Source organism: Hyphomonas sp., from assembly GCF_022844445.1.
Taxonomy (GTDB): domain Bacteria; phylum Pseudomonadota; class Alphaproteobacteria; order Caulobacterales; family Hyphomonadaceae; genus Hyphomonas.
Window position 1 is genome coordinate 166,491 of record NZ_JALHLS010000005.1, and the last position, 11,962, is coordinate 178,452.

The window sequence follows — 11,962 nt, forward strand, 5'->3', positions numbered from 1 at the left end:
GTTATGCGCCAGATGCCTTAATGCGGCATTGGGGAATGGTGACCGCTATCGGGCGAGTTTGTAACCGGATCGCCGTGGTTTCTTTACCCGTGCTACCAATACCTTAAAGATGCGCCGATGGAGGCCTCTCGTGAAGCGATCTGTTAAGCCGCCCCGCGTCTGGCAGCGGATGTTGTCCGGCCGGCGGCTGGACCTGGCGCACCCATCGCCGCTCGACATCGAAATCGAGGACATTGCTCATGGCCTGGCCCGGGTAGCGCGCTGGAACGGGCAAACGCGGGGGGAGCATGCCTTTTCGGTGGCCGAGCATTCTGTGCTGGTGGAGAAGCTGATGCGAAAGCTGGAGCCTGGCCTCGGGCCGGCGGACCAGCTGACGGCGCTGCTGCATGACAGCCCGGAATACGTGATCGGGGACATGATCTCGCCGTTCAAGGCGTTGCTGGGCGAGAGCTACAAGGGCGTGGAGGCGCGCCTGCAGGAGGCGGTGCACCTGCGCTTCGGCCTGAAGGCTGTAACGCCGGCGGGGCTAAAGAAGACAATCAAGCGGGCGGACAATATCTGCGCCTGGTTCGAGGCGGTACAGCTGGCAGGCTTTTCGGAGGCGGAATCGGACGGCTTCTTCGGCAAGCCGCCGGAAGGGCTGAAACTGAAGCTCGCGCCGCTGCCGCCGACCGAGGCGCAGGCATTGTTCCTGAAACGCTTCGGAGAAATCCAGACGGCGATGACGCGGCAGGAAGCGGCGAAATGACTGTAATGATCGGCCTGTCTGCGGTGATGGTGGCGCTGGAGGACGGCGAGCCGCAAGTGCTGGTCACGCGACGGCCAAGTGGAGAATGCGCCCTGCCTTTCGGCCCGTTCGATCCGGCGGGCCACCGCACGTTTGACCTGTCGCTGCGCGGCTGGGTGCGCGAGCAGACCGGCTTCGAAATCGGCTATGTGGAACAGCTCTACACGTTTGGCGACAAGGACCGCGAGACGCCGGAAGCAACGCTGGCGGGCGCACCTCCGGATGCGCGGGTGATTTCAGTGGGCTATCTCGCGCTCACGCCCGAAGCAAGGCCGGCCGGCGCCTCGTTCGAGGCACGCTGGCAGGACTGGTATCATTATTTTCCATGGGAGGATCACCGCGTCCGGCGGCCGCCAATGATCGAAGTGGAGATTGCGCCGCGCCTGAAGACCTGGGCGGCGGGCAATGACCGCCGGCTCGGCCGGGCGCAGATCGCCTTTGGCCTCGACGGCGCGCGCTGGATGGAAGAGCGCGTGCTGGAACGCTACGAGTTGCTCTACGAGGCGGGGCTGGTGGCAGAATGCGCGCGCGATGCGGGCCTGCCGGAGCCGGGCATCTCGCTGGGCGGGAGCATGGCCTCCGACCACCGGCGCATTCTGGCGACGGGCCTGTCGCGCCTGCGCAGCAAAATCAAATATCGACCTGTGGTCTTCGAGCTGATGCCGGACCGGTTCACGCTGTCGGCGCTGCAGCGGTCCGTGGAGGGCATTCTTGGCCTGCAGCTCCATACGCAGAATTTCCGGCGGGCGCTGGACAAGGCGGACCTCGTGGCAGGCACCGGACAGATGGAGACCGGCACGGGCGGGCGGCCTGCGGAACTCTTCACCTTCCGGCGCGACCATGCGAGCAGCTTCTCGAGCCCAGGACTGGCGACGCCGAGAAAGTCTGCGGACTGAACGTGTGATCAAGCCTCTCACCGCAACCCCAGCTCCCGGGCGGGAGAGGGGTTTCAAGATCACTTAAGGGGTAACGGGCGCTTCGATCCCCTGCGGCTGACCGACCACGAAGAAAGAATAGCGGGCGGGGTCGAGGTAGGTTTTCGAGACGCGGTTGACGTCTTCCAGCGTGACGGCGGAGACGAGCGCGTTGCGGCGGTCGAAGTAATCAACGCCGAGATTTTCCTGGCGCACACCCATCATCTGGTTAGCGATCTTCGCATTGGAATCGAAACCGAGCGGATAGGAACCCGTGAGATAGGCCTTCGCGTCGGCGAGTTCCTGCTCGGTCACGCCGCTCTCAACGAACTTCGCCAGTTCCGCCTTGATGCCGGCAATGAACTCGCCCGCGCTCTCGTTCTTGGTCTGGCCGCCACCGGACCACGTCTTGAGGGTCGGGCCGGGGTCGATGCTGGTGGAGATGCCGTAGGTGAGGCCTTTCTGCACACGGAGCGTCTGCACAAGGCGGCTTTCAAAGCCGCCGCCGCCGAGCGTGTAATTCAGTACGAAGGCCGGGAAGAAATCCGGATTGTCCCGCCCGATGCCGGGCCCGATGAAGCGCACAAGGCTCTGCGGCTGTGGCAGGTCAATGACGGCTTCCGTTGCTGCAACACCTGTGAGGTCGATCGGCGGGATCGGGGCGAGCGTGCTCGTCTGCGGCAGGCCGGCAGCAACCTCGTCAATCAGCGGGGCCAGTTCTTCCGGTGTGACAGCGCCGACGGCTGTAACCAGGAGGCGGTCCTTGGTCACAAGGGCGCGCATGTGCTGGCGGGCAAGATCCGGCGTCAGGGCCCCGAGGCTTTCCGATGACAGCTCACGCGCGAACGGGTGCTCCGGGTACAGAGCTTTGGCCGTGGCGCGCCAGGCGAGATAGTTGGGGTTCGTCTCGCGCGTGTTGAGGCCGACTTCCTTCTCGCGCAGGAAGCGCTCGAACGGACCCTCATCGAACCGCGGCGCCGCGAAGGCGGATGCGACGAGCGACATCGCGCCTGCGGCATTCTCGGTCAGCGTCGAGATGGAGCAGCTCGTCCACTCCCCGCCAGCCCCGCAGCTGAAGTCCATATTGAGGTCTTCCATCGCGGTCTGGAAGCCCAGGGAGTCGAGGTCACCGGCACCCTCATTCATGTTGTAGGTGACCACCTCGCCGAGGCCTTCGAGGCCGGCGGGGTCAGACGCGGTGCCTCCTTTCCAGGCCATCTGCACGGCGAGGATCGGGATCGACGGCTCGGACACCAGCCAGACCGAAACCCCGCCCGGCGTGACGAATTGCTGGATCTGGGCGAACTCGCCGTCATGCACGATGACCGCCAGCTCAGGTTTGTCCGGCGATGTGAGGAGCGCTTCAGCGGCCGGCGGCTGCGGCGTGCCGACGAACCAACCCTTGATCGTGGAACAGCCCGTGAGCGCAGAGAGCGCAGCGGCGCACAGGAGAATCTTTGCGGCATGCATCAGAGGTCTCCTTCAGCCGGGAGAAGGTGGGCTTCGATATAGTGTTTTTCCGGCGCGAAGACGGCGCGGACCGCGGCAAGCGCCTCTTCAGGCGTGACGGCGCGCACGGCGTCCGGGTAGCCGAGGATGTCTTCCACCTTGCCGCCGAGGGCGAGCCAGGCGCCGAACGTTTCCGCCATGCCCGACTGGCTGTCGCGGCCGTAGATCGCATCAGCGGCCAGCTTGTTCCGGGCACGGATGACTTCAGCTTCGGCGAAGCCCTCAGCAAGGACCTTCTCGACTTCCGCCATTACAGCGGCTTCGAGCGTCTCCAGCGTGACGCCCGGCGCGGGGCTGGCGGAGATGACGGCCGGGCCCTCATCGTGGAGCGTTGTCCAGGCGAAGGTGCTGGCGGAAATGGCGAGTTGCTGCTGCTCGACCAGGGACTGGTAGAGCCGGCTGGTCATGCCGCCGCCCAGGACTTCGAGACCGACATCAAGGGCCAGCGCGTCGTCCGGCTGCCGGCGCTGGGAGACGCCGAGATAATACCGGCTCCAGTTGGGTTGGCGCACTTTCGGATCGGCGTGGGTGAGCAGGACGGTTTCGGTGAGCGGGGCAACCGACTGCCATTTGCGCGGTCCGTGTTCGGCCCCCGAGGCCGGGATTGCGCCGTAGTGTTCTTCAGCGAGAGCGCGCACTTCATCCGGCGTCACGTCGCCCGCAACGACGAGGATGGCGTTGGCCGGGCTATAATACTCTGTGTAGAAATCAAGGCCATCCTGCGGGGTGAGCGCGGCAACTTCCTCCATCTTGCCGATGACGGTGATTTCGTAGGGGTGGCCCTTCCACAGCGCGGAGAGCGCCTTTTCCTGCAGGATGGCGCCTGGATTGTTTTCGATACGCTGGCGGCGTTCTTCCTTCACGACGTCGCGCTCGGAGATGAACGGACCCTTGGGATCATCATTGATCACGAGGTTGACCATGCGCTCGGCCTCAAGGCCCATCATAGTACCAAGCTGGGCCTTGTGGACGCGCTCGAAATAGGCGGTATAGTCCCAGCTGGTGAAGGCGTTGTTCTGCCCGCCGGAGCGGCTGACGATCTTGTCGAACTCGCCGGGGCCGAGATTTTTCGTCTCCTGGAACATCACGTGTTCGAAGAGGTGCGCTATGCCAGACTTGCCTGGCGCTTCATCGGCGGCGCCGACCTTGTACCAGACCATGTGGGTGACGACGGGCGCGCGGTGGTCCGGCAGGACCACGACGTCCATACCGTTCGAGAGCGTGAAGGTTGAGGGCGCCCACGCGGCTTCCTCTGCAGCGGCATAAGAAGCAAACAGGGCGAATAGCCCGGCAGCGAGACTCCGTTTCATGGGCGTCCTCCGGTTAGGTGTAGCTGTAGTTTTCGGGGCGGATCAGGTTCCGGGGAGCCGGATCCGGTTGCCGCCGCTGGTTTGCTGGATGATCACCGGCTGGTCGCCGGTGGCATTGTCGGTGGCAGCGGACGCTGCGTCTTCCGGCTTGTCCTTGCGCCAGAACAGGATGCGGTCACCGATAGTGGCCGATTTGCGGATCGCTTTGGTCTCTTCATAGTCGACCTGCGCGCGCACCGAGGGGTTTGCGGCATTGGCACCTGCGGCGGCGACGAGTGCCTTCTCGGAAGCGCTGGCGTCCTGGCCCATCGTCGTGCCGAAGGCGGTCGTGTTGCCAGAGGTAGCCGCTTCGACTTCAGAGGGGATACTGGTGCCGGCCGGCGGCGGGCGCAGGCTGTATTCGGGCGGGATGCTGAGCGGGGCCTTGGTGACGACGCGGAACTCGTTGGGGGTCGAGCCGCCGCCACCGCCGTTGGAGGTGCAAGCCGCGGTGGCAGCAAGGGCAGCGCCGGCGGCGAGAATGAGGAAAGGATGCTTCATGGGCGGGGCAGATCCGTTTCTGGTGGCCGGTGGCCGGGGGTTTACGAGCTTGTAGCCTGTTTTGGACGCGAAAGCAGGAACTGGTCAATGAAGAGCAACACCGCGCCGACACTGATGGCGGCATCGGCGACGTTGAACACCCAGGGGAAATAGAGGCCGTTGGCATCGATGAAATCGACCACGGCGCCAAAGCGCACCCGGTCGATCAGGTTGCCGAAGGCCCCGCCGATCACAAGCGCCAGCGCGAGTCGCAGCCAGCGCCCTTCGGCCTTCAGGAGCCAGACAAAGAAGCCGATGGCGATGGTGGCCATGATGGCGGCGAGGATCCAGCGGCCGATTCCGTCCGTCTGGAACAGGCCGTAGCTCATGCCGCGGTTCCAGAGCATGGTGAAATCGAGGGGTCCCGGGAGGGGAATCCGGCCGCAGGGCTCCATCCGGTCAAGGCAGCCGAGCGCGTTGAAGCGCGGCTCCTGCAGGACGAGCCATTTGCTCCATTGGTCGAGCAGCACCACGACGGGCACCAGGAAGAACGGCCAAGCTGAAGGTGACGGCAATTTCATGGGGGTGAGATTGCAGACCGCGCCGGGGGGATCAAGCTTTTGTGTGCACTTCTGTTCCCCTCTCCCGCAAAAGGGGAAAGGGGTTCAAGAGGGCCAGACAATGGCCTGGTCCCATGCCTTCACGGCCAGCGCGTCGCGGGGCGTGATGTCCGGGAAGCCGGGGGTGGCGGTTTTGGGGTCGAAGTATTTCCAGCTGCGGCGGCATTTGATGCCGGGCGCCTTGGCAGGCACCACCCAGATGCCGGGCGAATCGTCGAGCGTGAAGGCGCCGGCCGGACCGGAGGCGCCCTGCACCAGCGTCGCGCCGGAGGTGATGAAGAGGTCGCCGGCGTCTTCGCCCGCGAAGGCATCCAAGAGCGCCTTGTCGCTGACGATGACTTCGGGCGCAGCTTCCAGCGAGGCCCCGATACGCTTGTCCCGGCGCTCGACTTCCAGCGCGCCGGTGACGACGCGGCGGACACGGAAGATCTTCTCCCAGCGCGCCGCGAGGGCGGCGTCGCGCCAGCTCTCCGGCGTTTCCGGGAAGAGCAGAAGGTGGACGGACGGCACCGAGCCCTTGAGGTGGCTTTCGCCGAAGGCTTCGTCCGTAGTGAACGGCATGACCGGCGCGAGCCAGGCGAGGAGTCGTTCCATCACGGCGGCCATCACCGTGCGCACGGCACGGCGGCGATTTCCGTAAACGGAGGTTTCAGCGTCCCAGGCTTTCTTGGTCGCGAAGGACGGGTCACAATAGAGCGCGTCCTTGCGAATGTCGAAATAGACGGCCGAAAGCTCGACGTTCACGAAATTCACGATCGCGGTCATCACGCGCTTGAAGTCGAATACCTGGAAGGCGGCGCGCACTTCGCTGTCGAGTTCGGCGAGACGGTGCAGGATAAAGCGCTCGAGGCCGGGCATATCCTTCGCATCGACAGCTTCGGCGACGCTGTAGCCATCCAGCGCGCCGAGCAGGTAGCGCAGCGTGTTGCGCAGCTTGCGATAGGTCTCGATCGTGCCCTTGATGATTTCGTCGGAAATGCGGGTATCGTCCCAGTAATCGGCCGATGCCGTCCAGATACGGAGGATCTCGATGCCATGCTGTTTCTGGAACTCGTCGGGCTCGATCGTGTTGCCGATCGATTTCGACATCTTCTTGCCTTCCGCATCGACGACCATGCCGTGGGTGACGACCTTCTTGTAGGGCGCCATGCCTCGCGTCGCACAGGACTCCAGAAGCGAGGACTGGAACCAGCCGCGGTGCTGGTCGGAGCCTTCCATATAGACGTCCGCCTGCCCGGTCGCGTTGTCGATGATGCCGCGCGCCCGCAGCGCGAAGGCATGCGTCGTGCCGGAATCGAACCAGACGTCGAGGACGTCGGTGACCTTCTCCCAGCCATCCGGCGAGACGCCCGTACCCTCGAAGAAAACGGCATCGGCTGTGGCGAACCATCCGTCCACGCCGGCTTTCTCGATGGCGGCCTTGATATTGGCGTTGAGCTTGTCGGCCTGCTCCCCGGAAAGGGCAGCGGTGTGCGGTTCGCCCTTCGCGTTGACGAACAGCGTGATCGGCACGCCCCAGTTGCGCTGGCGCGAGATCAACCAGTCGGGCCGGCTTTCGACCATGGCGGACAGGCGGTTGCGGCCGGTGGCGGGGAAGAACTCGGTTTCGGCGATGGCCTTCACGGCGAGTTCGCGCAGCGTCTTGCCCTTGTGGACCGGCTTGTCCATGGCGATGAACCATTGCGGCGTAGCGCGGCGGATAACCGGCGCCTTGGAGCGCCAGGAGTGGGCATCGCGGATCGTGGTGATGCCGCGCGCGAGCAGATTGCCACTCTCGGCGAGGAGGCGGATCACTTCATTGTTCGCCTTTCCCGCCTCGCCCCGCTTCTTGCCCGAGGTGACAATGATGTCGAGGCCGCGGAGCGGCTCCGGTACTTCGTCCGTATACTTACCATCTGGATCGACGATCTGGCGGATCTGCTGTGTGGTGCGCCCGGAGGCCACCCAGACTTCGAAGTCATCTTCGCCGTGGGCGGGCGCTGTGTGCACGAAGCCGGTACCCGCATCGTCGGTAACATGGCCGCCGGCGAGCATTGGGATCGGGTGCTGGAAGAAGGGCGAAAGACCGTGCAGCGGGTGCTGGAGACCCCAACCTTCCGGGTCGACGTCACAAAGGTGCTGATAGCCGCCTGCACGAACCTTGGCCGAGCTCATGGCGTCAGCGACCAACTTCTTTGCAAAGATCAGCTTGTCGCCTGCCTTCACATAGGGCGGGAAACCGAGTTCCTCCGCCGTCATCACATCGGTGACTTCATAAAGTCCGTAGGCGATTTCCGGATTGAAACTCACAGCCTGGTTTGCGGGGATCGTCCACGGGGTCGTCGTCCAGATCACGACCGACGCGCCGGCCACCTGTTCTGAACTCGGACCATCAGGCGCCTCCAGGCGAACCGGGAACTTCACCCACACCACCGGCACCTTGCGGTCGTGGTATTCCACTTCCGCCTCGGCGAGCGCCGTGCGTTCGACGGGGCTCCACATGATGGGCTTCGCACCGCGCACGAGGCCGCCCTTCATCGCCATGTCGAGGAATTCGGAGACGATCATGGCCTCGCTCTCGAACGCCATCGTCAGGTAGGGATTGTCCCATTCGCCCTCGATGCCGAGGCTGCGGAATTCCTTGCCCTGCACTTTCACCCAATGCTCGGCATAGGCGCGGCAGGCAGCGCGGAACTCATCCGCCGGTACCGAATCTTTGGGGCGGTTCTTGGAGCGGAACTCCTCCTCCACCTTCCATTCGATCGGCAGGCCGTGGCAATCCCATCCCGGCAGGTAGGAGGCGTCGAAGCCCTGCATCTGGTGCGAGCGGACGATGATGTCTTTGATGATCTTGTTGAGCGCCGTACCGAGGTGGATGTGGCCGTTGGCGTAAGGCGGGCCGTCATGCAGGATAAAGGGCTTGCGGCCCTTCGCATCGGCGCGGAGTTTTGCGTAGAGGCCCATTTCGTCCCAGCGCCTGATCCATTCGGGCTCGGCCTTGGGCAGGCCGGCGCGCATCGGGAACTCGGTTTTAGGCAGGAACAAGGTGTCGCGGTAATCGCGTTCAGTCGCAGCGGTATCGGTCATCGTGGATCAGGTCTTCGTCAGCGGAAACGGGAACGGGCGGGCGGCCTCAGGCCATACGGGATTACCCGGCCACGGCTGAACAAAGGGTTCAGCCGGCGGCCGGGCCGCTAATTCGAATTGCCTGAATCGCCACGGAATATGTCATCGCCGCAGCGGTTATCACGCCCCAACGGGGACTGTCACCCCTTGAGGCGAAGGTTCCGGGCTCGGGCCTACCACTCCTCGTCGTCGTAGTAATCTTCTTCGCCGGGGACGTAGTCATCGGCGTAGATGCCGGTTTTCCAGATGTAATCTGCCGCCTGCGGGGCGATGGCCAGCAGATTGAGGAGGTTGTCCTTGACGTTGCGGACGGTCATGCCGCCGTCGAGGATGACGTAGCGGGTGATGCCGACCGTCGGGGTTTCGCCGTCCACGCCGCCGGCGGAATACCAGGCAGAGGTGGCCGCCCACATCAGGTTGGCTTCGTTGATCCGTTCCAGCGTTTCCTGACCGTCCGCGTCATAGCGGACCTGCATGTTGATGCCGAGGCAGCCCGGATCGTAGCCTTCTAGATCGCAGGCCGTTCCCATAAGGTTGAAGATCAGACCGGTGTTGGCCGTATCGGTGGCCCGGACGGAGACATCGCCATCATCACCCGAACTATTGATGGTGTAGCCTTCCTCAATCAGGATGGTCTGCAGCTGCTGCAGGTTGACCGTTTTGACGAGCTGGTTGTCGTCGGCCAGTGCGGGCATTGCCAAGGCTGCCAGAACGGCCATGGAAGCGATGATACGGCGCATGAGATCCTCCCCTTGAGGCGCTGAATACCGCAAAACCCTCTGCCTATTTCGGGCGGCTGTGAAGGGCGGGAAAGCCGCCAAATTGCGGAATTTTCATGATTTCGGCGAGAATTGGCCACCAGAGCGCACAGGTGTGCCACGTCCCGGCGAAACTTGCGGTCAGGCGCCGCGCGCGAGGATCGCTCTCGCCTGCGCCGCGTCGCGGTGCATCTGCTCGACCATGGCATCCAGAGAGGGGAACTTGTGCTCCGGACGAAGGTAGGCAACTAGCTGCACTTCCAGGCGCCTGCCGTAGATATCGCCTGCAAAATCAAAGATATGACTTTCCAGTAGCGGGTCACGCAGGCCGGTGGTTGGCGTGCGGCCGAAATTGGCGACGCCGTCCCGCCACGCCTTCTCGCCTTCGATTCGGGCCCGGACCGCATAGACACCGTGCTTGGGATGGATCAGCTCGCCGAGCAGGATGTTGGCGGTCGGGAAGCCCAGCTTGCGGCCGTTCTGCTCGCCGGACTCGACGATCCCGTCGGCGATCCAGGGGCCGCCCAGCATTTCGGCGGCGAGTTCCGGCTCCCCCGCCATCAGCGCCTGCCGGATAGCGGTGGAGGAGGCCTTGGCGCCGTGGTCCTCGACTTCCTCCACAATCGTGACGCCGAAGCCGAGCGCGCGGCCAAGACTGGAGAGGCGCTGGGCATGACCCATACGACCCCGGCCGAAGCGGAAATCGGAACCGACACAGACATGCCTGGCCTTCAGGCCCTCGACCAGCACGGCGCGGACAAAGCCCTCATCGGTCATCGCGGCCATCTCGCCATTAAACGGGAGTTCGAACACGGCGGCAGCACCGGCGGCGAGGATGGCGGCGTTGCGCCGCTCGGGCCGCAGGATGCGGAAAGGCGGATCACCCGGTCGGAAATAGGCGCGCGGCGGGGGCTCGAAGGTCGCCACCGAGAACTTGCCGTGCCCGGCAAGGCGGGCGGCGTCCATCACGGCCTTATGGCCGATGTGCAGCCCATCGAAATTGCCGAGCGCAATCGAGGCGCCCTGGGCGCTTTCCGGAAGACCGCGATAGTCCGCGAAAACGGGCATTACTTGTCTCGGCTCGGGGCCACGACCTCGGCTTCTCCCGTAATGACCCGCTTGCCTTCAACGAGGCACTCAACCTTCAGGGTGACACGGTTGCCGCGGTCCTGCTTGTCGGCGACTTCGGCGCGTACCGTCACAACGTCGCCGATATGGACCGGGCGTTTGAAGCGCATGGAGAGGCCGACGAAGATGGCGCCCGGGCCGGGCAGGTTGTTGCCGAGGATGCCGGAGATGTAGCTGGCCGTCAGCGCGCCATGAGCGATGCGCTTGCCGAAGATCGTGCCGGCGGCGAACTCGTCGGACATATGCAGCGGGTTGAAGTCGCCAGATACTTCGGCGAAGCGCTGGATATCGTTCTCGGTGATCGTGTGCACGGTTTCGTGCGACTGTCCGAGCTGAAGGTCTTCGTACTTGAAACCGGTGAAATTCGTCATGCCGTCGGGGCTCCTGAATCCTTGATGTTTTGTCCGTTACACGCCGCGGCGCGCGGCGTCACCACCTGAGGCCTGTCATGGCATAGGTGGCTTCCTCGCCGTAATCGGCCAGCAGATCCGTCACTTCCGCTTCAAAATCTGCGCCATGCTGCTTCAGGCCTGTCCCGACATAAAGGCTGTCGAAGCCCTGCAGGCGGGCGCCGCGCACATCCGTGGCTGGGCTGTCGCCGATACACAGGATTCGCGTCGGGGGCGATTTCAGCTCCGAAAGCCGCGCAGCGGCCAGGGTATAAATCGGCGCATAAGGCTTGCCGGGGTAGATTACCTGCCCGCCCAGATCCTCGTAGATGGCGGCGAGCGCACCGGCGCACCAGTAGAGCTTGCCGCCTACGCGGACTTGCTTGTCGGGGTTGGCGCAGAGCATCGGGATGCCCTTGGCGACCGCCCGGGCAAGCTCGGCGCGGTAGTCCTCTGGCTGATCGTTCACCTGATCGCGCAGGCCGATGCACAAAAGAAGGTCAGCCCGGTCATCGTCGATAAAGGTGTGGCCGAGGCCTTCATAGAGGAACCGGTCATGTTCCCAGCCCTCGTCGCCGCCCATCCGCCAGACCGTCATCTCCGGCCGGGCGGCGAGTTCGGCGCGGGTGGCATCGCCCGAGGAGACGCAGGTATCGAACACGGCGTGCGGTACGCCAAGCGGCTCGAACAGGCGGATGACCTGCTTGTTGGGCACGGGCGCATTGGTGATCAGGCTCACCTGCCCGCCCTGCTGGCGGAATTTTACCAGCGCGTCGCAGGCCTCGGTGAAGGCGGCGCGCCCGTTATGGATAACGCCCCACACATCGCAGAGGATGGTGTCATAGCGCGGCGCGAGGGCGGCAAGCCCGGCAGGAAACTGGAGAGCGTTCATCGGGGCGGGAGGTAGGCCGGACAGACCAGAG

The 11,962-nt window shown here is 64.3% G+C and carries 11 protein-coding genes; 2 read left to right on the plus strand and 9 right to left on the minus strand.

What is annotated here, in order from left to right:
• Nucleotides 1-130 precede the first annotated feature (130 nt).
• The gene (locus Q0C17_RS07920; RefSeq protein ID WP_291204016.1) at nt 131-748 is read left to right on the plus strand and encodes an HD family hydrolase; all 618 of its coding nucleotides are present in this window, start codon (nt 131-133) and stop codon (nt 746-748) included.
• Nucleotides 745-1,683: an NAD regulator gene (locus tag Q0C17_RS07925; protein ID WP_291204026.1), complete on the plus strand. Its 939-nt coding sequence runs from the start codon at nt 745-747 to the stop codon at nt 1,681-1,683. The genes Q0C17_RS07920 and Q0C17_RS07925 overlap by 4 nt, the downstream gene beginning before the upstream one ends.
• A gap of 63 nt (nt 1,684-1,746) precedes the next feature.
• On the opposite strand, the gene Q0C17_RS07930 is transcribed toward Q0C17_RS07925, so the two are convergent.
• The 9 genes from Q0C17_RS07930 to Q0C17_RS07970 form a co-directional block, all read right to left on the minus strand.
• Nucleotides 1,747-3,171 (minus strand): pitrilysin family protein, encoded by a 1,425-nt coding sequence (locus tag Q0C17_RS07930; RefSeq protein WP_291204030.1) that lies wholly within the window; start codon nt 3,169-3,171, stop codon nt 1,747-1,749.
• Nucleotides 3,171-4,520 carry a pitrilysin family protein gene (locus tag Q0C17_RS07935; RefSeq protein ID WP_291204033.1) on the minus strand — a complete coding sequence of 450 codons (1,350 nt, stop codon included), beginning with the start codon at nt 4,518-4,520 and terminating at the stop codon, nt 3,171-3,173. Before Q0C17_RS07935 ends, Q0C17_RS07930 begins: the two co-directional genes overlap by 1 nt.
• 42 nt (nt 4,521-4,562) lie before the next feature.
• On the minus strand, nt 4,563-5,060 hold the full coding sequence (locus Q0C17_RS07940) for a DUF3035 domain-containing protein (protein ID WP_291204036.1): 498 nt from the start codon (nt 5,058-5,060) through the stop codon (nt 4,563-4,565).
• Nucleotides 5,061-5,101: 41 nt separating this feature from the next.
• The gene (gene lspA / locus Q0C17_RS07945; protein WP_291204039.1) at nt 5,102-5,620 is read right to left on the minus strand and encodes a signal peptidase II; all 519 of its coding nucleotides are present in this window, start codon (nt 5,618-5,620) and stop codon (nt 5,102-5,104) included.
• A gap of 84 nt (nt 5,621-5,704) precedes the next feature.
• Nucleotides 5,705-8,725, minus strand: coding sequence for an isoleucine--tRNA ligase (ileS, locus tag Q0C17_RS07950; protein WP_291204042.1), 3,021 nt, complete (start codon nt 8,723-8,725; stop codon nt 5,705-5,707).
• 212 nt (nt 8,726-8,937) lie between these two features.
• Nucleotides 8,938-9,504, minus strand: coding sequence for a YbjN domain-containing protein (locus tag Q0C17_RS07955; protein WP_291204045.1), 567 nt, complete (start codon nt 9,502-9,504; stop codon nt 8,938-8,940).
• Nucleotides 9,505-9,663: 159 nt separating this feature from the next.
• Nucleotides 9,664-10,590 carry a riboflavin biosynthesis protein RibF gene (gene ribF, locus Q0C17_RS07960; RefSeq protein ID WP_291204049.1) on the minus strand — a complete coding sequence of 309 codons (927 nt, stop codon included), beginning with the start codon at nt 10,588-10,590 and terminating at the stop codon, nt 9,664-9,666.
• On the minus strand, nt 10,590-11,021 hold the full coding sequence (locus tag Q0C17_RS07965) for a MaoC family dehydratase (protein ID WP_291204052.1): 432 nt from the start codon (nt 11,019-11,021) through the stop codon (nt 10,590-10,592). The genes ribF and Q0C17_RS07965 overlap by 1 nt, the downstream gene beginning before the upstream one ends.
• Nucleotides 11,022-11,079: 58 nt before the next feature.
• Nucleotides 11,080-11,931 carry a TIGR01459 family HAD-type hydrolase gene (locus Q0C17_RS07970; protein ID WP_291204056.1) on the minus strand — a complete coding sequence of 284 codons (852 nt, stop codon included), beginning with the start codon at nt 11,929-11,931 and terminating at the stop codon, nt 11,080-11,082.
• Between the last annotated feature and the right edge of the window lie 31 nt (nt 11,932-11,962).